The organism is Hydrogenophaga sp. FW305-3-2-15-A-LB1 (assembly GCF_058787875.1).
The window spans coordinates 20749-43128 of sequence record NZ_JBYTAE010000037.1; the positions used below are offsets into that span (position 1 = coordinate 20749).

Consider the following 22380-nt stretch of genomic DNA (forward strand, 5'->3'; position numbering starts at 1 on the left):
CCGCCATGCGCCTCTTCTCCCATGACGAACGGCCCGTGCACCTGGGCGCCTACCCCAGCGAGCGGCTGAGCCGCCGGGCCGCCGCGCCCGACCTGGACCACATTCGCGAGACCGGCGTGCTGCGCCCACCGCGCGAACCCGGGCCCCGTTCCACGCTCGCGTCCTCCATCAGCCGCTTCATGTGCGCGCTCGACCAGGTGCGCGAAGGCGACCGCAACCCGACCGAGGCGGAGATTCCCTCGAGCCCGCGCGAGCGGGCCGAACACCTCAAGTCCGCCGCCTACTTTCTGGACACCTCGATCGCGGGCGTGTGCCGTCTGGATGCCGGTGATCTGCTGGCGCAACCGGTGGAACACCCGGACTTCCGCACCGCGACCTACGAGCAGTCGGAAACCAAGCTGCGGCTGCGCTTCAACCCCAACGCCGTGCTGCGCCAGATGAAGCGTTCGATGGCCTTGTGCGAGTCGGGCATCGAGCACCACACGCACGCGCTGGTCCTGATGGTCGAGCACCCCCGCGACCCCTCGAAGGACGAGCCCGGTTCGGACTGGATCGTCGGCATGCAGGCCTGGCGCGCCGCGCTGCGCGCGGCCGAGACGGCGGCGGTCCTGGCCAACTACCTGCGCATCCTCGGCTACGAAGCACGCAGCCACACCGCCACCACCACCAACGTGAACCTCCTGCGCCTGGCGGTGTCCAGCGGGTTGGCGCGGCGGGAAGGCGACACCGTCGTCAACCCCTTCATCGGCGACCGTTTCGGCCTGGCCGTGGTCACCACCAACCTGGCGCTCGAGCCCGACCAGGCCCTGGCGCCACCCTCGCTCGCCGAACGCTTCCATGCCCAGGGCCCGAGCTGGTGGATCGGCTCGGCGAGCCCGAAGAACGCCTCCAATGCGATCGACTTCCAGGGCCGCCACTACCGGGACAGCCGCTACCCGGTCGAGACGCTCAAGCGGGTCGACGAGACCACCACCTACATCGACGAAGCCCGCATCCCGCGCGTGCCCAAGAGCAGCGAGTTCTTCCTGCGGGCCGCGTTCGGCGACCTGGGCAAGACCACGCAGGACATGTCCAAGGACGGTTATTCGGTCGCCAAGGCGCCCCTGGCCGCGGCGCTGCGCCTGGCGCTGAACGTGTACTCGGTGCTGCAGCGGGGCGAGCCGGCGGCCGAGCAGGCCCCCTACAGCGATCCGGCGCACAACGCGGACCTGGTGAAGGCGACGCTGCACTTCCTCGGCGCGGACCTGGCGGGCCTTTCCCGCGCGCCGGCGTGGGTCTGGTACTCGCACCGGCAGGACGGCACCGAAATGCCGGTGGCCCACCCCTTCGCGGCCACCGTGATGATCGACCAGGGCTACGAAACCATGGAAGGCGCCTCGGGCGACGACTGGATCTCCAGCGCCCAATCGATGCGCACCTACATGCGCGCGGGCCTGGTGTGCGGGGTCCTCGGCGACCACCTGCGCAACCTCGGCTTCAGCGCCACGGCCCATTCGGCGGCCGACAGCGACGTCATCCAGACCCCGCTGGTGCTGCTGGCCGGCCTGGGCGAGGTCAGCCGGATCGGCGAGACGATCCTCAACCCGTTCCTGGGCCCGCGCAGCAAGACCGGCGTCATGACCACGGACTTTCCGGTCCAGCCCGACAAACCCATCGACTTCGGCCTGCAGAACTTCTGCGACTCCTGCAACAAGTGCGCGCGCGAGTGCCCATCGGGCGCGATCTCGGCGGGTCCGAAGGTGATGTTCAACGGCTACGAGATCTGGAAAGCCGACGTCGAGAAATGCACGCGCTACCGGATGACCAACCTGGGCGGCGCCATGTGCGGCCGCTGCATGAAGGCCTGCCCCTGGAACCTGCCCGGGCTGGTGCAGGAGAAACCCTTCCGGTGGGCGGCCATCCACATGCCGGTCGCGGCCCAATGGCTCGCGCGGCTGGACGATGCCCTCGGACGGGGTGGCATCAACGCCAGGAAAAAGTGGTGGTGGGACATCACGAACGATGGCACCGGCCGGATCGTGCAGGCCCAGGAGGTCAACACGCGCGGCCTGAACAAGCACATCCGGTTGAAGCACGAAGACCAGACGCTGGCGGCCTACCCCGCGCCGCTGGCCCCCCTGCCCCTGCCGATGCCCAGTCCCCTGGACCGCGAGGCCGGCATCGAGGCGTACCGGCAGCTGCTCAGCCCCCAGCAACACCAGCAGCGCATCAAGGACGGCGACACCGACAACCTCGTTCCGCCCCTGCGCCCGCTGGTCGAGGCGCCGCCCGTGATCGTCGCGCGCATCGGCCGCCGCTGGCAGAGCTCGGCCGACGGCAAGATCGACCTGTTCGAGATCGTGTCGAAAGACGGCCAGCCCCTGCCCGCCTGGGCGGCCGGCGCCCACGTCGACGTCACCGTCACGCCGGAGTACATCCGGCAGTTCAGCCTGGCGGGCAACCCCGCCGAGCGCGGGCACTACCTGCTGGGCATCCTGCGCGAGGACCAGGGCCGGGGGGGCTCGCTCAAGATCCACCAGATGCTGCGGCAGGACACGCCGGTGGTGATCTCGCGGCCGCGCAACCACTTCCCCATCGTGCCCTCGGCCCGGCGGCACGTGCTCATGGCCGGCGGCATCGGCGTCACCCCGCTGATCGCGATGGCGCACGAGCTGCACGCGATGGGCGCCGACTTCGACCTCTACTACAAGTCCAGGACACGGGCCCAGGCCGCGTTCATTCCGGAACTCGAGGCCATGCCCTGGGCCAGCCGGGTGCACTTCCACTTCAGCGACGAACGCCGGCTCGACATCGCGGACGTCCTGCGCGATCCGGTGCCGGACAGCCACCTGTACACCTGCGGCCCCTCGGCCTTCATGGACGCGGTGTTCGACACCGCCAGCGGATTCGGCTGGCCCGAGGAGAGCCTGCACCGGGAGTACTTCTCGGTGCCGGAGGCCCCCGCGCGCGAGCGCCACCCCTTCGTGCTGCGCCTGGCGCGCTCCGCCCGGACCATTCCCGTGACCGCCGAGCAATCGGCGGTCCAGGCGCTCGCCGCCTGCGGGCTGCAGGTGGACGTCAAGTGCAGCGACGGCCTGTGCGGTGTGTGCGCCGTTCCCTACGTCGAAGGCGAGGTGGACCACCGCGACTTCGTGCTGAGCAAGGAACAACGGAAAACCAGGATGGTGCTGTGCTGCTCCCGCGCCGCCGAGGCGGATGCGGAGGTCGTGCTGGATCTGTAACCGGCGGCGCCGCCAGGCGCTGCCATTCGCGCTCGCCCCGAGCGCTTCCCACGGAAGGAGACAACATGAAGAAGAAGAGTGTGATCGGCGCGTGCCTGCTCGTGCCGCCCCTCGCGTTCGCCCAGGCCCCGGGCGGCACATCGTCGGTCCAGCTGTATGGGCGCCTGGACGTGTCCGTCAACGCCGTGCGCATGTCCGGCACGGCCGTGACGGCCGCCCGCCGCCACACGCTGCTGTCCAGCGACACCTCGCGCTGGGGCGTGCGCGGCACGGAGGATCTGGGCGGTGGGCATCAGGCCTTCTTCAAGCTGGAGCAGGGCTTCAACGCCGACACCGGCACCCTGTCCAGCCCCACGCAGGCCTTCAACCGCGAAACCGTGGTGGGCCTGCGCCACGCCACGCTGGGCAGCCTGGCCCTGGGCAGCCAGTTCACGCCCAGCATCGCGATGTCGCTGCGCATCGACCCGTTCCAGCGCTCGAGCATGGGTGCCATGCAGACGCTGTTCCAGCGCGGGGGTGCGGCGGGCAACCTGGGCTATCCGGTTCAATACAACAACGCGATCCAGTACACCTCGCCCACCGTCGGCGGCTTCGTGGGCCGCGTGATGGTCGCGACCAACGAGGGCGCCTCACCGTTTGGCCATCCCGCCAGCTATGCCCTGGAATACGCCCAGGGCGCGCTGTACGTCGGCGCCGTCTACGACCGCCTGAACACCACCGGCGCCTCGGCGGGCCAGCCCGGGCGGGCCTCGGTCTCCACCGACACGGTCAGCCTGGGCGCGAGCTACGACTTCCGGGTGGCGAAGCTGTACGGCTACCTGATCAAGTCCGATGTCGATGGCTCGTTCGGCATGCGCGGCGGCTCCGTCGGCGTCAAGGTGCCGGTGGGGCCGGGTGAAATCAACGCCACCTACCAGGTGCGCAACGTCGACGACGCCGCCGGCTCGGACGCGCGCCTGTGGGCGGTGCAGTACCTGCAACCCCTGTCCCGGCGCACCTCGGTGTACGTGAGCGTCGCCCACCAGCGCAACGACGGTGCGGCCGCGTTCGGCCTGTGGCCCAGCCGCGCCGACGCGGGCGGCAGCCCGGCCGCGGGCGCGGACGTCCGAGGGGTCCAGATCGGCATGCGCCACGTCTTCTGACCCGGGCGGAAAGGCTCAGGGCCTGACCCCCAGGGCCAGCGCGCGCGCGCACGAGCGGCACATGGCGACGAAGGCCTGGGCCGCTGGCGAGAGCGGGGGCTCGCGGCGGTAGACCACGCTGTTGACATAGCGCGGCACCGCCTCCCGCAGCTTGAGGGTCGCGAGTCCGTCGCCCATGAGACCGCGGTCGATCATCACGGCCGGGATGACGGCCATCCAGTCGGTGCCGCGCACCAGGGCCGCCAGCTGGGTCAGGGACTCGCACGTGGCCGCGATGAGGGGCGCCGGCAACCCGTGCTCGATGTGGTACTGCGTCACCGTGCCACCCGGGCCGCCCGGCGAGCCCAGCAGCACCCATTCGGTCTCGAGCAGCTCGCGGATGGAATCGGCGCCCGCCAGCGGGTGGTCTTCCCGGGCGATCACGGCCAGATCGCTGCGGAACAGCTCCACGCTCGTCAGGTTGGGTGACACGCCTTCGCCAGGCACCGCCGTGATCGCGAGTTCCACTTTGCCCTGTTGCAAGGCGGACTCCAGGTGCTCGTACACCCCGCTGGTCAGGTTCAGCCGCACGTCGGGAAAACGCTTGTGGAAGTCCGGCACCACGTGGTGCAACAGGGTCGCGGTCGGCGTGGGGCCCAGGCCAATGCTGAGATGACCGCCGCTCTTGCCACGCAGGCGATCGGCGTCGCTGAGGATCTGGCGCGACTCGCGATCGACGATCTGCGCGCGCTCGTAGATCTGCCGGCCTTCCGCCGTCAAGGTGATCCCGTGGGTCGATCGCACGATCAGCCTCAGCTTCAGCTCGTTTTCAAGCGCCTGGATGCTGGTGGTCAAGCCCGCCTGGGACACATCGAGCTCTCGCGCGGCTCTGCGAAAGCTGCCAAACTCGACAATGGCCAGGAAAGTTCGCAGCTGCTGAAGTGTCATGTCGTGATCACCGCAGGAAGCGGCCCGGGAATTATCGCGGACAAGCGCACGCGATAAGGCTCGAGATTTCCCGCATGCCACCGTGCCCGCGCGGCCATTCGACTGCTGTTAAGGTTCCGCTTTCACCGCCGCTTTCACCGCTTCAGGAGACTTCCTTGACGTACCCCAACACCCAACTCTTCATCCAAGGCCAATGGCGCGATGCCCAAGCGGGCGAGACGCTGGCCGTGTTCAACCCGGCGACCGGCAAGGAAATCGGGCGCGTGGCGCACGCGCGCCAGGCCGATCTGGACCTGGCCCTGGCCGCCGCGCAGAAGGGCTTCGAAACCTGGCGCGACACGCCGGCCATCGAGCGCGCCAAGGTGATGCGCGCGGCCGCCGGCCTGATGCGCGAGCGCGCCGGCGCCATCGCCCGCCTGCTCACGCAGGAGCAGGGCAAGCCGCTGGCCGAGGCCAAGGGCGAGGCCATGGCCGCCGCCGACATCCTGGAGTGGTTCGCCGACGAAGGCCTGCGCGTCTACGGCCGCATCGTGCCCTCGCGCGGCAACCTGGCCCTGCGCCAGATGGTGCTGAAAGACCCGGTCGGCCCGGTGGCCGCGTTCACGCCCTGGAACTTCCCCATCAACCAGGTCGTGCGCAAGCTCGCGGCGGCGCTGGCCACGGGCTGCTCCATGATCGTCAAGGCGCCCGAAGAAACCCCGGCCGCGCCGGCCGAACTGGTGCGCGCCTTCGCCGACGCCGGCCTGCCCGCGGGCGTGCTCGGCCTGGTCTACGGCACGCCGTCCGAGATCTCCAGCTACCTGATCGCGCACCCGGTCATCCGCAAGATCACCTTCACCGGCTCCACGCCGGTGGGCAAACAACTCGCGGCCATGGCCGGCCAGCACATGAAGCGCGTGACCATGGAGCTGGGCGGGCACGCGCCGGTGATCGTGGCGGAAGACGCCGACGTGGCCCTGGCCGTGAAGACCGCGGGCGGCGCCAAGTTCCGCAACGCGGGCCAGGTCTGCATCTCGCCCACGCGTTTCCTGGTGCACGAGAGCATCGCCAAGGAGTTCTCGGCCGCGCTGGTCAAGCACGCGGCCGGCCTCGCGGTGGGCGACGGCTCGGCCGAGGGCACGCAGATGGGCCCGCTGGCCAACCCGCGCCGCGTCACGGCCATGGCCGAGTTCACCAAGGACGCCGTGGAGCGCGGCGCCACGCTGGCCACCGGCGGCGAGCGCATCGGCGACGAAGGCAACTTCTGGCGGCCCACCATCCTCACCGACGTGCCACTCGAAGCCCGCGTGTTCAACGACGAGCCCTTCGGCCCCATGGCCGCCGTGCGCAGCTTCAACACCCTGGACGAAGCCATCGCCGAAGCCAACCGCCTGCCCTACGGCCTGGCCGGTTACGCCTTCACGCGCTCGCTGAAAAACGCCGACCTGCTCGCGCGCCGGGTGGAAGTGGGCATGCTGTGGGTCAACATGCCCGCGATGCCCTCGGCGGAAATGCCGTTCGGCGGCATCAAGGATTCGGGCTACGGCTCCGAAGGCGGTCCGGAGGCCATGGAGGCCTACCTGAACTCGCGCGCCGTGGCGATCATGAACGTCTGATCGCTCGATGCGAAGGCCTAGGAACCCGGGTTCCTGGGCCTGGCCACCGGCGCCAGCAACTGATGCGCCCGCAGGCCGAACACGTGGGCAATGCGCTCCACGTTGTCCAGTGAAATGTTGCGCGCCTGCCGTTCCACGTGGCCGATGAACGTGCGGTGCAACCCGGCCTCATGGGCCAGGTCTTCCTGGGACCAGCCCCGCTCGGCGCGCAGCCGGATCATGTTCAGGGCCAGGGCCTCTCGGGCCGAAATGAGGGTTGGGGGAGCGCTGGCCGATGAACGAGACATCGCTCAAGTCTCTGGCTGTGACGTGTTTGAGTCAGCCTCCTTTAAGTCACATTATGATGCGCATACCGCAATGTCAGTTGCTGCACGCGAATTCCAGAAGAACTCGCGTGCAGCCGCAAGGAGATGTGTATGGGCTTTTTTTCAGGAGCGCCGGAAGTGTTCCGAAGGCGCAAGGCCGAAGCGGCCATTCAAACGCAGTTTGAACTGTGCCGCAACATGGGTGTTTCTCTGGGTCGCCCAGCGACCCTGGCCCGGCAGGTCATTGAACTCGCATTCAACGACCTGCCGGGATTGTCCGATGGACGCCTCCAGGGCTGGGCCCTGACGACCACTGTGCTGGTCATGGCGTTCATGCGCAAGGAATCGCCTCAGGCAATGCGCATTCTCTGCGCCGTGGCATTGACCAGGATGTTGCTGGCGGCGAGCGATGAGGGCTCGCTGTGCGCCCTCTCCCTGGAAGAGGAAGCGCTGCTGCAAACTGCCCAGGAACTGATCCTGCAGTTCAACGCACAGCAGCGGATCTCGTCAGACCTGTGATGGGGCTTGGTGCCCCGCCAACCTCACTTGTTCGGGCCGATGCGGTGCGTGAAGGCCACCACCAGCGCGGTCACGAAGAAGAAGGCCTGCAGTTCCAGGCGCCAGCCGCCGGTGTTGGTGAGATCGAACCAGTGGCCCATGTGCGCCAGGCCCACGGCGAAGGCCATGTTGATCGCGATGACCAGGGCCGCCGGCACCACCCACACGCCCGCGAGCAGGAACAGCGGCGCCACGAACTCGCCCAGGTACACGCCATAGGCGAGGAAGCCGGGCAGGCCCTTGGCGACCAGCATGCCTTCGATGCCGCCCACGCCGCCGGTGATCTTGGCCCAGCCGTGCAGCACCATCAGGAGCGCGAGCGTCCAGCGCAACAGGATGACGCCGAGCCGGGGGTGGTTGAAAAGGTTGTTGAGCAGGTTCATGGTGAAAAGGTTTTAAGAAGCCAACATCAAAAAGGGGATGTACGGAAGGCAGAGCCGCCGCCGCATGAGGAGGTTCCCGGCACGCGCCGCCGCAACGCCCGGTGACAAGGTCGGTGACCTACTGGCGCTTCCAATGCCTGTACCCGCGCCATCCCCACACCGCCAGGCACCCGGCGCCCAACACCAGCGCCAGCCAGCCCAGGCCCGCCGAGCCCGCGACGATGTCCCGCAGCGCCGGCGACTGGAGGCGGTGGGGTGCGATCAGCACGATCAGGCCAATGGCGGCGAGCAACACGCCTTTCCAAAGCAGATCGTCGTTGGGCAGTGGGTTCTTCGACGTCATCGTTCTCCGTCCTCACAGGTTCGGCGCGAGCCAGCGCTGCAGCTCGTTGCGCGCCACGGCGCTGCGCTCGGCCAGGTCGTCCACCTGGTCGTCGCCGATCTTGCCGACGTTGAAGTAGGTGCTCTGCGGGTGGGCGAGGTAGAAGCCGCTCACGCTGGCCGCCGGGGTCATGGCCAGACTCTCGGTCAGGCCCATGCCGATGTCCTCGCACTGCAGCACGTCGAACATCGCGCGCTTGACGGAGTGGTCCGGGCAGGCGGGGTAGCCCGGCGCGGGGCGGATGCCCTGGTACTTTTCCTTGATCAGCTCTTCGTTGCTCAGCGCCTCGTCGGCCGCGTAGCCCCAGAGGTCGGTGCGCACGCGGTGGTGCATGCACTCGGCCAGCGCCTCGGCCATGCGGTCGGCCAGGGCCTTGAGCATGATGGCGGAGTAGTCGTCGAGGTCGTCGAGGAACTGCTTTTCCTTCTTCTCCACCCCCAGGCCGGCGGTCACGGCGAACATGCCCACGTAGTCGTTGGCCTCGCCCTGGGGCGCGACGAAATCGGCCAGGCAGCGGCTGGGGCGCATCACGCCGTCGATCTCGTGCTTCTCGGCCTGTTGGCGCAGGCCGTGCCAGGTCAACGCGACTTCGCGGCGGCTCTCGTCGGTGTAGAGCTCAATGTCGTCGTCGTGCACGCTGTTGGCCGGGTACAGGCCCACCACCGCGCTGGCGCTGAGCCAGCGGCCTTCAATGAGGCGCTGCAGCATGCGCTTGCCGTCGCTGAACACGCGCCGCGCTTCTTCGCCCACCACCTCGTCCTTCAGGATCTCGGGGAAGGGGCCGGCGAGGTCCCAGGTCTGGAAGAACGGGGCCCAGTCGATGTACTTGGCGATCTCGTGCAGGTCGAAGTTCTTGAACACGCGCTTGCCGATGAACTTGGGCTTCTGCGGCGTGTAGGCCTTCCAGTCGATCGGCGTCTTGTTCAGGCGCGCGCGCTCCAGCGGCCACAGCGGCACCTGCTTCTTGTTGGCATGCTGGGTGCGCACGCGCTCGTAGTCGGCATTGACCTCGGCGATGTAGGCCGCGGCCTGGTCGGACAGCAGGCCCTGCGCCACGCTCACGCTGCGCGAGGCGTCGGGCACGTAGACCACCGGGCCGTCGTAATGCGGCGCGATCTTCACCGCGGTGTGCACGCGGCTGGTGGTGGCGCCACCGATCAGCAGCGGGATGCCCCGGCCGCGGAAGTGTTCGTCCTTCTGCATCTCACCGGCCACGTACTGCATCTCTTCCAGGCTGGGCGTGATCAGGCCCGAGAGGCCCACGATGTCGGCGCCCTCGGCCTTGGCCATGGCCAGGATCTCGTGGCAGGGCACCATCACGCCCATGTTCACGACCTCGTAGTTGTTGCACTGGAGCACGACGGTGACGATGTTCTTGCCGATGTCGTGCACGTCGCCCTTGACGGTGGCGATCACGATCTTGCCCTTGGGCTTCACGTCGCCGCCGGCCGCCTGCAGGGCCAGTTTCTCGGCCTCGATGTAGGGCAGCAGGTGCGCCACGGCCTGCTTCATCACGCGCGCGCTCTTCACCACCTGCGGCAGGAACATCTTGCCCTGGCCGAACAGGTCGCCGACCACGTTCATGCCGTCCATCAGCGGGCCTTCGATCACGTTGAGCGGGCGGCCGCCGCCGGCCTCGATCTCGCGCCACATCTCTTCGGTGTCTTCGGTGATGAAGTCGTTGATGCCGCGCACCAGCGCGTGGCTCAGCCGCTCGCGGATCGGCAGCGCGCGCCATTCGTTCTTCTTGCTGTCGTCCTTGGCCGAGCCCTTGGCGCTCTCGGCCACCTCCACCAGGCGCTCGCCCGCATCGGGCCGGCGGTTGAGCACCACGTCTTCCACGCGCTCGCGCAGCTCGGGCTCGAGCTCGTCGTACACGCCCACCATGCCGGCGTTGACGATGCCCATGTCCATGCCGGCCTGGATCGCGTGGTACAGGAACACGGTGTGGATGGCCTCGCGCACCGGGTCGTTGCCGCGGAAGCTGAACGACACGTTGGACACGCCGCCGCTGACCTTGGCGCCCGGCAGGTGCTGCTTGATCCAGCGCGTGGCGTTGATGAAGTCCACCGCGTAGTTGTTGTGTTCCTCGATGCCGGTGGCGATGGCGAAGATGTTGGGGTCGAAGATGATGTCTTCGGGCGGGAAGCCCACCTCATCGACCAGCACGCGGTAGGCGCGTTCGCAGATCTCGACCTTGCGTTCGTAGGTGTCGGCCTGGCCCTTTTCGTCGAAGGCCATGACCACGGCGGCCGCGCCGTAGCGCTTGACCAGGCGCGCCTGGCGCTTGAACTCGTCCAGGCCTTCCTTCATGGAGATGGAGTTGACGACGCCCTTGCCCTGCACGCAGCGCAGGCCGGCCTCGATCACCTCCCATTTGGAGGAGTCCACCATCACCGGCACGCGCGCGATGTCGGGCTCGCCGGCGATCAGGTTGAGGAAACGCACCATGGCGGCCTTGCTGTCGAGCATGGCCTCGTCCATGTTGACGTCGATGATCTGGGCGCCGTTCTCCACCTGCTGGCGCGCCACGGCCAGGGCGTCTTCGAAGCGCCCCTCGAGGATCATGCGGGCGAAGGCCTTGGAGCCGGTGACGTTGGTGCGCTCGCCCACGTTGACGAACAGGCTGCCCGGCTCGATGCGCAGCGGCTCCAGGCCGGAGAGCAGCATGGGCGGCACGGGGGTGGACGACGACGACGACGGGGAAGCGGATTCGGAGGACATGAGGCTCACCAAGGCAGTTTGCGAAAAACAGACCGGTGAGCGCCGTTTGGGCCTGTTCGCGCCCACTCAAGCCTGACGCACGGTGGGGGCCGAAAAGCCCGCCGGCGCTGCAACGCTCCTTGAGAAGCGGCGATTTTAGCTCGCCAGGGAGGGCTTCGCCCGCCATTGGTGCGATGTTTGCTTGCCCCGCGCCCATGCCTTCCAGCCCCAGCGACCCCGACAGCCCCGCAACCGACTGGCACGCCCAGGAGCTGCTGCTCATGCGCGAGGTGATGAAGCTGGTGGGCCGCAGCCTGGCGCCGGCCTTCGTGCTGCGCGAGATGCTGCACCTGATGAGCGAATTGCTGGGCCTGAACCGGGGCCGCATGGTGCTGGCCGGCGAGGCCGCGCCGGGCGAAGAGCGCACGGCCTCGGTGCGCCACGCCTACGGCCTCACGGCCGAGGAGGTGCAGCGCGGCGTGTTCCGCTGGGGCGAGGGCATCACCGGGCGCGTGCTGGCCACCGGCCTGCCGGCCATCGTGCAGGACGTGGACGCCGAACCGCTGTTCCTGTTCCGCACGGTGCCGCGCGAGCGCCTGCCGCCGCAGACCGTGGCCTTCATCGCGCTGCCGATCGAGGTCAACGGCGCCACCATCGGCGTGCTGGCCTGCCACCGCATCCGCAGCCGCCAGCGCCACCTGAACGACGACCTGGCCGTGTTGCGCATCCTGGCCACGCTGGCCGGGCAGCTGCTGCGGCTGGAACAGCTGGTGGCCGAGCAGACGCGCCAGCTGCTGGCGCGCAACGCGGCCCTGGCCCGCGCGCTGGACAGCGCGAGCGCCCGCTACGGCCTGATCGGCCGCTCGCCCGCGCTGCTGCAAGCGCTGGGCGAGCTCGAGCGCGTGTCGCAGTCGCAGGCCACGGTGCTGCTGCTGGGCGAGTCGGGCACCGGCAAGGAGCTGTTCGCGCGCGCGGTGCACCTGGCCAGCGGCCGGCACGACCAGCCCTTCATCAAGGTCAACTGCTCGGCGATTCCCGAAACGCTGTTCGAGTCCGAGCTGTTCGGTTACGAGCGCGGCGCCTTCACCGGCGCGAACACCGCGCGCGCGGGCTGGTTCGAGCAGGCCCACGGCGGCACCATCTTCCTCGACGAGATCGGCGAGCTGCCGCTGGCCATGCAGTCCAAGCTGCTGCGCACGCTGCAGGAGGGCACGCTGGTTCGCCTGGGCGGCACGCGCGAACTCAAGGTGAACGTGCGCCTGGTGGCGGCCACCAACCGCGAGCTCGCGCGCGAGGTGCAGGCCGGGCGCTTCCGGCAGGACCTGTATTACCGGCTCAACGTGATCCCGATCCGCCTGCCCAGCCTGCGCGAGCGCGGCGAGGACGTGCGCGCGCTGGCCCTGCACTTCGTGAACCGCGCCAACCAGGCGCACCAGCGCAACGTGAACCTCGCGCCCGACGCGCTGGCGCGGCTGGAGGCGCACGACTGGCCGGGCAACATCCGCGAGCTGGGCAACCTGATCGAGCGCCTGGTGCTGCTGGCCGACCACACCCTGGTGACGGCCGCCACGCTGGAGCGCTTCATGCCCCAGGCCCAGGGCGCGGCGGCCCCCACCGGGGAGACCGAACCGCTGGTGCGCGACTACCAGAGCGCGCAGTCGCACAGCGCCCAGGCCCTGCGCGAGGCGCTGGCCCGGCACCAGGGCAACCAGTCGCGCGCGGCGCAAAGCCTGGGCCTCACGCTGCGCCAGTTCGCCTACAGGATGAAGAAGCTCCCCCCTGCGCCGCCTTCGGCGCCTTCCCCCCGAAGGGGGGACGACACCTGAGGCGCAATGTGTCGACATTGTGTCGACACATTGAAGGCCAAAGGCACTTGGCGCCGGTGCTATCGCTGTGCTTTTGATAGCACAAAATTCAACTAAAACAATGACTTGAAAGCCATTTCAGGCAACTTCACGAGGCTGGCACGCGGGTTGCGAGAAGGCACCGCAGGCAATCCCGCCGGCCGCTTTTTCGTGAGGTTTCCATGAGCATCGACGCCATCCTGATCGCCCCCGCCCAGTTGCAGGCCCTGCAGTCGTCCGAACCCGTGGTGGTCATCGACACCCGCGACGCCGAGACCTTCGCCGCCGGCCACATCCCCGGTGCGGTGAACCTGCGCGAGGTCTTCACCTACCTCGCCACCTCCACGCCCGAAGGCCTGCAAGCCCTCAAGGCCACCTTCGCCGCCGCGCTGGGCGCCGCCGGCCTCTCGGGCGAAGAGACCGCCGTGTTCTACGAAGACGCGATGAACAGCGGCTACGGCCAGTCCTGCCGCGGCTACTACCTGCTGACCTGGCTGGGCTACCCCAGGATCAAGGTGCTCAACGGCGGCTTCAGCGCCTGGAAGGCCTCGGGCCTGCCGGTCTCCACCGAGGCCGCCACGCCCACGCCGGCCACCTTCCCCGAGCTGGCGGGCAGCGACGTGATGCTCACCCAGGCCGACGTGCAGGCCGCGCTGGGCACCGACACCGTGCTGCTCGACGTGCGCGACGTGGACGAGTGGATCGGCGACAGCTCCTCGCCCTACGGCAAGGACTTCGCGCCGCGCAAGGGCCGCCTGCCCGGCGCCAAGTGGGTCGAGTGGTACCGCTTCATGAAGCCGTCCGCCCAGGGCCCGGTGTTCAAGACGCCCGACGAGGTGAAGGCCGAGTGCGCCACCGCCGGCATCGCGCCCGACGACACCGTCTACCTCTACTGCTTCAAGGGCGCGCGCGCGTCCAACACCTTCCTCGCCCTCAAACAGGCCGGCTTCAGCGACGTGCGCATGTACTTCGGCTCGTGGAACGAGTGGTCGCGCGACGAGAGCCTGCCGATCGAGACCGGCCTGCCGGTGGCGAAGTCGAGCAAGAAACCCAGCCTGGCGCTCGCCGCCTGATCTCAACCCTTCCCGTTTTTTCAACCCTGGAGACCCCATGTCCGCCACCGACACCCTTGAACCCACCGCCCCCGCCAGCACCACCGTGAAGGCGTGGCTGCGCCCGATCGACGGCGCCGGCCTCGCCGCCTTCGCCGCCAAGGGCAAGGCCAACCCGGCCAGCCGCGGCACCAACAAGGTCCACACCGTGATGGAGGGCCAGTACCGCTCGCTCTCCACCGTGGGCCAGCACGCGCCGGTGGTGGTGGACGAGCCGCTGCACCTGTTCGGCCAGGACACCGCGCCGGCCCCCGGCGAAATCGTGCTCTCGGGCCTGGGCGGCTGCCTGGCGGTGGGCATCACCGCGGTGGCGACCTGGAAGGGCGTGAAGCTCAGCCGGCTGGAAGTCTTCCTCGAGGGCGACATCGGCAACCCCGCCGCCTGGGGCGCTGGCGGCGCGCTGGAGAAGACGCCGCCCGAGATGGGCTTCCAGGCCATCCGCGTGAAGGTGCTGGTGGAAGGCGACGCCCCGCGCGAGGTGCTCGACGAGATCGTGCAACACGCCAACTTCTATTCGCCCGTGGCCAACACGATGCGCAACCCGATCCCGATGACGGTCGACCTGGCCTGAGCGCCGCCGCCTGCCTGCCTGCCCCTTCAACCTCCTGGACCGCGCATGAACCCGAACGACCTGCCCCGCGAACTGACCCACGAAACAACGGCCGACGCGCTGCTGGCCGCGGTGCGCACCGTGGCGCAAGGCCCGCTGGCCGCGGTGGTGGAAGCCATCGACCGCGAAGGCCACTACCCGCGCGAGGTGCTGCAGCAGCTGGGCGCGCTCGGCGCGCTGGGGGCCCACCTGGACGCACCGGCCGGGCGCGCCGACTACGGCCTGGCGATCCGCGCCATGGCCGAGGTCTCGCGCGTCTGCGGCGCCACCGGCTTCATGGTCTGGTGCCAGCTGGTCTGCGGCCTGTACATGCAGGCCAGCGGCAACCCGGCGCTGGGCGGCGCGGCGCTGCGGGCGCTGGCCAGCGGCGAGGCCCTGGGCGGCACCGCCATGTCCAACCCCATGAAAAGTTATGCGCAGATCGAGAGCCTGCTGCTCAAGGCCACGCCGGTCGAGGGGGGCCACCTGGTCAGCGGCACCCTGCCCTGGGTCAGCAACCTCGGCCCGGGCCACGCCTGCGGCGCGCTCGCGGCGGTGGTGGATGCGCAGGGCGAGCCACTGGGCCACGAGCTGATGTTCCTGCTGCGCTGCGACGCGCCCGGCGTGGAGCTGCGCGACTGCCCGAGCTTCTCGGCCATGGAAGGCACCGGCACCTACGCGCTGCGCCTGAAGGACGTGTTCATCGGCGCGAACGAGCGCATGGCCGAACCGGCCAAACCCTTCATCGCGCGCATCCGCGCGGCCTTCGTGCTGCTCCAGTGCGGCATGGCGGTGGGCGTGGCGCAGGGCGCGATCGACAGCATGTGGGCGGTGGAGGCGCAGCTGGGCCACGTGAACCAGTTTCTCGAAGACCGGCCCGACGCTTTGCAGGCCGAGCTGGACGCGCTGACCGCGCGCGTGATGGCACTCGCCGACACGCCGTTCAACGACAGCGTGGACTTCTTCATCGACGTGCTCGACGCGCGCGCCCACGGCGCCGAGCTGAGCCTGCGCGCCGCGCAGTCGGCCCTGCTGCACCAGGGCGCGCGCGGTTACCTCATGAGTTCGGACGTGCAGCGCCGCGTGCGCGAATCGCACTTCGTGGCCATCGTCACGCCCGCCATCAAGCACCTGCGCAAGGAAATCGCGCGCCTGTCCGCCGAGGTGATGCCGTCATGAACACCGCCCCCTCCTTGTCCCCGGTCGCGGCGGCCATGCAGGCGCTCGCGCCCTACCAGACCTACCTCTGCGACGCCTGCGGCTACCTCTACAACGAAGCCGACGGCGACCCCGACGGCGACCTGCCGCCCGGCACGCGCTACGCCGACATCCCCGACGACTGGGCCTGCCCGCTGTGCGGCGTGACCAAGGCCGACTTCCGGCCTTACACGCCGCCCTCTCTGGAGGCCTTGCGCGCCGCCCTGCCCCGCAGCGCGCCGGTGGCCGCGCGCGGTGGCGCGGCCGGCGTGGTGATCGTGGGCGCGGGCCGCGCCGGCTGGCAGATGGCCGAGGCGCTGCGCGCGCTCGACGCGAAGCGACCGATCACCCTGGTGAGCCAGTGCGCGGGCGACCTGTACGACAAGCCGCTGCTGTCCGTCTCGCTGGCGCGCGGGCTCGCGCCCGACACCCTCGCCAAGGAAAGCGGCCCCGCGGCGGCCGCGCGCCTGAACCTGCGCCTGCTCGCCCACACCCAGGCCGTGCGCATCTGCCCCGACACGCGCACGCTGCGCACCACGCGCGGCGTGCTCCGCTACGACCACCTCGTGCTGGCGCATGGCGCCCAGGCCGCGCTGCCGCCGGCCCTGCCCGCCGCGCTGTGCTGGCGCATCAACCACCTCGACGCCTACCGGCGGCTGCGCGCCGCGCTGGGGAATTCAACGAAGGACGTGGCCATCGTCGGCGCCGGCCTGATCGGCAGCGAACTCGCCAACGACCTCGCGCTCGGCGGCCACCGCATCACCCTGCTGGACGTGCAGGCCGCACCGCTGGCGCGCTGGCCCGCCGAGCAGGCGGGCGCGCCGCTGCTCGATGCCTGGAAAGACCTGGCCATCCGTTTCGTGGGGGGCGTGCAGGTGGCGCGGCTGGAGCCGGTGGCCGGCCGCTACCGGCTCACCACCGCCTGCGGCCAGCGCTTCGCGGCCGACCAGGTGATCGCCGCCGCCGGCCTGCAGACGCCGACCCGGCTGGCGCGCAGCGCCGGGCTTGCGTGGGACCAGGGCATCGCGGTGGACGCCGCCACGCTGCGCACCAGCGACGACCGCATCCACGCCCTGGGCGACTGCATCGCGGTGAACGGGCAGCCGAGCCGCTTCATCGAACCGATCGCGCGCCAGGCCCGGGCCATCGCGGCCGAGCTCTGCGGCACGGCCCGCGCGCCATACGCACCGCGCGCGGCGGTGGTGCGGGTCAAGACCACCTCGCACCCGCTCACGCTGCACTGAGCTGAGCGGCGCGCGCGCTCAGCCCTGGGTCTTCTCGTGCGCCAGCGCGAAGGCGAGGATCACCTCGCGCACCACCTTGCGCTGCCCCACCGGCAGGTTGAGGTAGGCGTCGAACATCTCGCGCTCCTCGAAGCTCAGGGCCTCGTCCCAGCGCTTGCGCTTCTCCTGCACGCGGCGGCGCACATCCGGGCCGTAGCGCAACACCTCGGGCTCCACCTTCAGGATCTCGGCCAGCAGCTGCAGCTTGTCCTGCGCGGGAATGGCTTGGCCCTTGAGCCAGCACGACACCGCCTGAAAGGACACCGAGGTCCCCCAATAGCGGGCATTGAACAGGTTGTGCAGCACGCCGGGCCGGGGCTGCAGACCCACCGCCAGCATGGCTTCGCGCAGCCGTTGAGCGAATTCGAGCTTCTGATTCATGCACCGAACGCTAGTTTTCGGCCGCTCGCGCGATTAATATTCATTTGAGTTTTGAACTCACATATTGATTGATTTGTTCACATTGTCTCAAGGAGGACAAAGATGACCCAGGCTGTGGCACCCCGCCTCACCCCCACCACCACGGCCCTGCTGCGCTGGTGGTTTGGCCAGGAAGCGATCTGCCTGCGCGGCGGGCAGGGCTTTCATGACCGGCAGCGCCGGGCGATCCAGGACACCCTCATGGCGCACGAAGCGATGGACCCGCACTCGCTGCGGCTGGAGCGGCCCGTGCACCGCCTGGCATTGACCCAGGGAGAGCAGCAGATCGAGGTGCTGCTGGCGCTGCTGGTCTGGCAGCTGCTGAACCGCAACGACGCGCTGACGGCAGGCACCGACGACGCGCGTTTCACGCACCACTTCATCGCCGTGGCCGCGCACGACCCCGCCCGCGAACGGCTGCGCCAGGTGTTCTTCGGCCGGCCCCGGCCGGGCGGCCGCGGCCAGCGCGACTTCGGCACGAGCGATCTGGTGCGGCTGAGCCCGTTGCTCATCCCCACCGCCCGCCACGAGGAGGTCCACGCCTTCGTGCGCGCCAGCGCGTGCCACGGCGCCCCGCTCTTCCACCAGTTCGATGGCGGCGGGGTGATCGCCCTCACCGACGGCCGCCTGGAAGCGCTGGAATGTCTGGCGCGCCTGCCCCATGCCATGCTGTTCGACGACGACACCCGCCCGCCCTACCTGGAGCACTGCGAAGAGGACCGACACGGCCTGGCCTGGCGCCACCACGTGCGCCGCTTCGCCACCGCGCGGCGCGGTTTTGGCGTGCAGGTGGTGTTCACGCCGCCGCCGGGTCAGGGCCCCGGACAGCCCTGACCGCCCTCAGGCGCTGGGGGTGCCTTGCGCGCGCAGCGGGATCGTGCGGCGCGCGGGTTTTTCCGCCCGCGCGCGCAGCTGGCCGCAGCCGCCTTCCACATCCTGCCCGGCCGACTGCCGCAGCTTGGTGAGGATGCCGCGCCGGTGCAGGCGGCGCGCGATCTCGGCCGCCTGGGCCCAGCTCGGGCGCCGGTACGGCAGGTCGTCCACCGTGTTGTACGGGATCATGTTGAGGATGGCGTACTTGCCGTGCAACAGCCGCACGATGCCCTCGATCTCGTCGTCGCCGTCGTTGATGCCTTCGAGCAGCGTCCACTGGTATTGAATGGGGTAGCCGGTGGCGCGCGCGTAGCGCTCGCCCGCGTCCACCAGTGCCTCGGGCGCGAGGCGAGGCGCGCGCGGCAGCAGCTGCTCGCGCAGATCGGCCTTGGTGGTGTGCAGCGAGAGCGCCAGCGCGGGCTTCACCCGGCCCTGCGGCAAGGCCTCGAACACGCGCGGGTCGCCCACGGTGGAGAACACCAGGTTCTTGTGGCCGATGTTGCCCACGGTGCCCAGCAGGTCGATGGCTTCGAGCACGTTGTCCAGGTTGTGAGCGGGCTCGCCCATGCCCATGAACACCACCTTCTTCACCACGCGGCGCGTGCGCGCCAGCGCCACCTGCGCCACGATCTCGGCGCTGCCGACCTGGCGCACCAGGCCGCCCTGGCCCGTCATGCAGAACACGCAGCCCACCGCGCAACCCACCTGAGTGGACACGCACAGGCCGTCGCGCGGCAGCAGCACGCTCTCCACGGTCTGGCCGTCGGCCAGCGCCACCAGCAGGCGCGCCGAACCGTCCTCGCCCGGGTGTTCGGAGCGCAGCACCGCCAGGCCCGCGAGCTCCTCGGCCAGCGCCGGCAAGGCCGCCACCAGCGTGGCGGGCAGGAAGTGCTCGACCTGGCGCCGGCCCGCGTCCTGCGGCAGGGCCTGCGACCACAGGCGCAGCACGCGCTGCTCGTGGCGGGGGTTGGCGCCGAGCGCGCGCAGGCGTTGGCGGAGGTCTTCGATGCGCATGGGACGAGAAGCTTAGCGCCGGGCTCAGCGGTCGAACAGCGCGGCCAGGGCCGGCCCGGCTTCGTCGATGAAGTGGCGCAGCTTGGCCGGCACGAAGCGCTGGCCCGGGTAGACGAGGTGGATAGGGTCGGTGCGCGCGTGCCAGCCCGGCAGCAGCGGCACCAGCTGGCCGTGGTCGACCTCGCGCCGGCACACGTAGTCCGGCAACAGGGCCACGCCCTGGGCGTCGAGCGCGAGGCGGCGGATCAGCCGCATGTCGTTGGCGGCGAAGGCGCTGCGCAGCGGCACCTGCACCCGGGCCTTGCCGCGCGAAAGCGTCCAGCTGTCGCGCCCGAGCGGGCTGAAGCACAGGGCGGCGTGCTGCGCGAGGTCTTTGGGTTGGCGCAAGGCGGGCGCGCGCGCCAGGTAGTCGGGGTGGGCGAAGGGCGCCCAGCGCGCCTGGCCGATCTGGCGCGCCACCAGGCTGGAGTCGGCCAGCTCGCCCGCGCGCAGCGCCAGGTCCAGCCCCTGCTCCACCAGATCGAGCCGGGCGTCGGAAAACACCAGCTCCACCGCCACGCCGGGGTGGCGCGCGCGGTAGCCGCTCAGGATGCCCAGCAGCTGCTCGTCGCCCATGTCGATCGGCAGCGTGATGCGCAGCAGGCCCTGGGCCTCGTGTTTGCCGGCGTCGAGCTGGGCTTCGGCCTGCAGGATCTCGTCCAGCCCGCGCGCGGCCTGGCGCAGGTAGGCCTGGCCGGCCTCGGTCAGGCGCAGCCGGCGCGTGGTGCGCTGCAGCAGCGTGACGCCCAGGCGCTGTTCCAGCCGCGACACGCGCACGCTCAGCGTGGACGTGGGCATGCCCATGAGCCGCGCGGCGGCGCTGAAACCGCCGGCCTGGGCCACGCGCACGAACACCAGGGTGTCGTTCAGGTCGGGGTGTTGATTGTTCATCTCATTGAAAAATGATTTGTGATCTTACCGGCTTATCAAGGGAACGCCAGCCCGGTACAGTGCTCTTTCATACAGGAGAACACCCCCATGAAAACCGTTTCTTTCATCCAACGCAGCGCCGGCGGCCACTGGGTCGGCGACGGCTTTCCGGTGCGCAGCATCTTTTCGTACAACGGCGCGGCGGAGCGCTTCTCGCCCTTCCTGCTGCTGGACTACGGCGGCCCGACGAAATTCGAGCCCACCACGAAGCGCCGGGGCGTGGGCCAGCACCCGCACCGCGGCTTCGAGACCGTGACCATCGTCTACGACGGTGAGGTCTCGCACAGCGATTCCAGCGGCGGCGGCGGCACCATCGGCCCCGGCGAGGTGCAGTGGATGACGGCCGCCTCGGGCATCGTGCACGAGGAGTACCACGGCGAGCACTTCGCGAAACAGGGCGGCCCGTTCGAGATGGTGCAACTCTGGGTGAACCTGCCCGCGCGCGACAAGATGGCCGCGCCGGGTTACCAGGGCATCACGCGCGATCAGATTCCGCAGATCGACCTGCCCGATGGGGCCGGCACGGCGCGCGTGATCGCGGGCGAACTGCTGGGCACGCAAGGCCCGGCCCGCACCTTCACGCCCATGCAGGTCTGGGACCTGCGGCTGAAGGCCGGCCACACCGTGACGCTGCCGGCGGCCGAAGGCCACACCACCGCGCCCTTCGTGCTGCGCGGCCGGCTGCGCCTGGCCGACGGCAAGGAAGTGAGCGCCGCGCAGATGGCCGTGCATTCGCGCGACGGGCAGGACGTGAGCTTCGAGGTGCTGGAAGACGCCACCGTGCTCTGGCTGGCGGGCGAACCGATCGACGAGCCCATCGTGGGGTATGGTCCGTTCGTGATGAACAGCGAGGCCGAGATCCACCAGGCCTTTGCCGACTTCCAGAGCGGCAAGATGGGCCGCATCGCTGGCGCCACGGCCTGAACCCACGAAAGGAAAAGAGATGCTTGAAATGGTGATCACCGCCCGCGAGGCCGACCTGGGCCACGGCCTGAAGGTGCGGCGCGTGCTGCCCTACGCGAAGCGCCGCATGGTCGGCCCGTGGATCTTCGTGGACCACGCCGGGCCGGTGACGCTGGCGGCCGAGGACACGCGCGCCGCCGATGTGCGGCCGCACCCGCACATCGGCCTGTCCACCGTGAGCTACCTGCTCAGCGGCCAGGTCTCGCACCAGGACAGCCTGGGCGTGCACCAGCTCATCAACCCGGGCGACGTGAACTGGATGACGGCCGGGCGCGGCATCTCGCATTCCGAGCGCTTCAAGCACCCGGACTCCTTCGCCGGCGGCGGGCTCGAGCTCATGCAGCTGTGGGTGGCGCTGCCCGAGGCCGATGAAGAAACCGAACCGGCCTTCACCCACTACCCTGCCGCCGACCTGCCGGTGCGCGACGAGGGGGGTGTGTGGATGCGCCTGATCGCGGGCGAGGCCTACGGCATGAAAAGCCCGGTGCGCACGCACTCGCCGCTGTTCTACCTGCACACCGAGTGGCAGCCCGGCGCGCGCCTGGCCCTGCCGGGCGGCCACCGCGAACAGGCGGCCTACGTGGCGCGCGGTGAAGTCGAGTACGGCGGTCAGACCTACGTGCCCGGCCAGCTGCTGGTGTTCGGCGACGACAGCGACGCCGTGATCACCGCGCACACCAAGAGCACGCTGATGATCTTCGGCGGCGAACCGCTGGGCGAGCGCCACATCTTCTGGAACTTCGTGTCCTCGCGCAAGGAACGCATCGAGCAGGCCAAGGCCGACTGGGCCGCCGGCCGCATCCCGCTGCCGCCGGAGGACAACCAGGAGTGGATTCCGCTGCCGGGCTAGCCGGGTCCACGGCAGAAGGGCATCTGGTGTATTCTTACCAAATTAAGATC

General features: G+C 69.7%; 20 protein-coding genes and 1 riboswitch. Of the genes, 12 read left to right on the top strand and 8 right to left on the bottom strand.

The window, feature by feature from the left end; all coding sequences use genetic code 11:
* Window positions 1–5 precede the first annotated feature (5 nt).
* Window positions 6–3221: a 4Fe-4S dicluster domain-containing protein gene (locus AC3WPZ_RS13105; protein WP_492439964.1), complete on the top strand. Its 3216-nt coding sequence runs from the start codon at window positions 6–8 to the stop codon at window positions 3219–3221.
* A 65-nt stretch (window positions 3222–3286) separates the two neighbouring features.
* Complete coding sequence (locus tag AC3WPZ_RS13110) at window positions 3287–4363, top strand: porin (protein WP_492439966.1); 1077 nt, start codon at window positions 3287–3289, stop codon at window positions 4361–4363.
* A 15-nt stretch (window positions 4364–4378) separates the two neighbouring features.
* On the opposite strand, the gene AC3WPZ_RS13115 is transcribed toward AC3WPZ_RS13110, so the two are convergent.
* Window positions 4379–5290 carry a LysR family transcriptional regulator gene (locus AC3WPZ_RS13115; protein ID WP_382322731.1) on the bottom strand — a complete coding sequence of 304 codons (912 nt, stop codon included), beginning with the start codon at window positions 5288–5290 and terminating at the stop codon, window positions 4379–4381.
* A gap of 155 nt (window positions 5291–5445) precedes the next feature.
* Here AC3WPZ_RS13115 and AC3WPZ_RS13120 point away from each other — a divergent pair, with 155 nt between their 5' ends.
* Window positions 5446–6885 carry an NAD-dependent succinate-semialdehyde dehydrogenase gene (locus tag AC3WPZ_RS13120; protein WP_492439968.1) on the top strand — a complete coding sequence of 480 codons (1440 nt, stop codon included), beginning with the start codon at window positions 5446–5448 and terminating at the stop codon, window positions 6883–6885.
* A 17-nt stretch (window positions 6886–6902) separates the two neighbouring features.
* On the opposite strand, the gene AC3WPZ_RS13125 is transcribed toward AC3WPZ_RS13120, so the two are convergent.
* Window positions 6903–7172 (bottom strand): helix-turn-helix transcriptional regulator, encoded by a 270-nt coding sequence (locus AC3WPZ_RS13125; protein WP_492439970.1) that lies wholly within the window; start codon window positions 7170–7172, stop codon window positions 6903–6905.
* Window positions 7173–7301: 129 nt separating this feature from the next.
* Here AC3WPZ_RS13125 and AC3WPZ_RS13130 point away from each other — a divergent pair, with 129 nt between their 5' ends.
* Window positions 7302–7709 (top strand): hypothetical protein, encoded by a 408-nt coding sequence (locus AC3WPZ_RS13130; protein ID WP_492439972.1) that lies wholly within the window; start codon window positions 7302–7304, stop codon window positions 7707–7709.
* 23 nt (window positions 7710–7732) lie between these two features.
* Here AC3WPZ_RS13130 and AC3WPZ_RS13135 read toward each other — a convergent pair whose 3' ends face one another.
* The 3 genes from AC3WPZ_RS13135 to metH form a co-directional block, all read right to left on the bottom strand.
* A complete protein-coding gene (locus AC3WPZ_RS13135; protein ID WP_291120091.1) occupies window positions 7733–8131 on the bottom strand; it encodes a DoxX family protein in 399 nt (132 codons plus the stop codon).
* A gap of 118 nt (window positions 8132–8249) precedes the next feature.
* Window positions 8250–8474 (bottom strand): hypothetical protein, encoded by a 225-nt coding sequence (locus tag AC3WPZ_RS13140; RefSeq protein ID WP_492439974.1) that lies wholly within the window; start codon window positions 8472–8474, stop codon window positions 8250–8252.
* A gap of 12 nt (window positions 8475–8486) precedes the next feature.
* Window positions 8487–11183: a methionine synthase gene (gene metH / locus AC3WPZ_RS13145; RefSeq protein WP_492440003.1), complete on the bottom strand. Its 2697-nt coding sequence runs from the start codon at window positions 11181–11183 to the stop codon at window positions 8487–8489.
* An 84-nt stretch (window positions 11184–11267) separates the two neighbouring features.
* A riboswitch (S-adenosyl-L-homocysteine riboswitch) is annotated at window positions 11268–11364 on the bottom strand.
* Window positions 11365–11431: 67 nt separating this feature from the next.
* Here metH and AC3WPZ_RS13150 point away from each other — a divergent pair.
* The 5 genes from AC3WPZ_RS13150 to AC3WPZ_RS13170 all read left to right on the top strand — a co-directional run bounded on the left by AC3WPZ_RS13150 (window position 11432) and on the right by AC3WPZ_RS13170 (window position 17202).
* Entirely contained in the window at window positions 11432–13042 is a 1611-nt protein-coding gene (locus tag AC3WPZ_RS13150) for a sigma-54 interaction domain-containing protein (RefSeq protein ID WP_492439976.1), read from the top strand.
* A 200-nt stretch (window positions 13043–13242) separates the two neighbouring features.
* Window positions 13243–14133, top strand: coding sequence for a sulfurtransferase (locus AC3WPZ_RS13155; RefSeq protein WP_492439978.1), 891 nt, complete (start codon window positions 13243–13245; stop codon window positions 14131–14133).
* 37 nt (window positions 14134–14170) lie between these two features.
* Window positions 14171–14743 (top strand): OsmC family protein, encoded by a 573-nt coding sequence (locus tag AC3WPZ_RS13160; protein WP_492439980.1) that lies wholly within the window; start codon window positions 14171–14173, stop codon window positions 14741–14743.
* A gap of 45 nt (window positions 14744–14788) precedes the next feature.
* A complete protein-coding gene (locus AC3WPZ_RS13165) occupies window positions 14789–15940 on the top strand; it encodes an acyl-CoA dehydrogenase family protein (protein ID WP_492439982.1) in 1152 nt (383 codons plus the stop codon).
* Window positions 15937–17202, top strand: coding sequence for an FAD-dependent oxidoreductase (locus AC3WPZ_RS13170; RefSeq protein WP_492439984.1), 1266 nt, complete (start codon window positions 15937–15939; stop codon window positions 17200–17202). Before AC3WPZ_RS13165 ends, AC3WPZ_RS13170 begins: the two co-directional genes overlap by 4 nt.
* An 18-nt stretch (window positions 17203–17220) precedes the next feature.
* On the opposite strand, the gene AC3WPZ_RS13175 is transcribed toward AC3WPZ_RS13170, so the two are convergent.
* Complete coding sequence (locus AC3WPZ_RS13175) at window positions 17221–17622, bottom strand: transcriptional regulator (RefSeq protein WP_291115161.1); 402 nt, start codon at window positions 17620–17622, stop codon at window positions 17221–17223.
* A gap of 102 nt (window positions 17623–17724) precedes the next feature.
* Here AC3WPZ_RS13175 and AC3WPZ_RS13180 point away from each other — a divergent pair, with 102 nt between their 5' ends.
* On the top strand, window positions 17725–18495 hold the full coding sequence (locus AC3WPZ_RS13180; RefSeq protein ID WP_492439986.1) for a hypothetical protein: 771 nt from the start codon (window positions 17725–17727) through the stop codon (window positions 18493–18495).
* Window positions 18496–18501: 6 nt separating this feature from the next.
* Here AC3WPZ_RS13180 and AC3WPZ_RS13185 read toward each other — a convergent pair whose 3' ends face one another.
* Window positions 18502–19548 (bottom strand): RNA methyltransferase, encoded by a 1047-nt coding sequence (locus AC3WPZ_RS13185; RefSeq protein WP_492439988.1) that lies wholly within the window; start codon window positions 19546–19548, stop codon window positions 18502–18504.
* Between the two features lie 24 nt (window positions 19549–19572).
* Entirely contained in the window at window positions 19573–20478 is a 906-nt protein-coding gene (locus tag AC3WPZ_RS13190; RefSeq protein WP_382322723.1) for a LysR family transcriptional regulator, read from the bottom strand.
* A gap of 87 nt (window positions 20479–20565) precedes the next feature.
* On the opposite strand from AC3WPZ_RS13190, the gene AC3WPZ_RS13195 reads away from it, so the two are divergent.
* Window positions 20566–21441 (top strand): pirin family protein, encoded by an 876-nt coding sequence (locus tag AC3WPZ_RS13195; RefSeq protein ID WP_382322722.1) that lies wholly within the window; start codon window positions 20566–20568, stop codon window positions 21439–21441.
* 19 nt (window positions 21442–21460) lie between these two features.
* Window positions 21461–22330, top strand: coding sequence for a pirin family protein (locus AC3WPZ_RS13200; RefSeq protein WP_382322721.1), 870 nt, complete (start codon window positions 21461–21463; stop codon window positions 22328–22330).
* Window positions 22331–22380 lie beyond the last annotated feature (50 nt).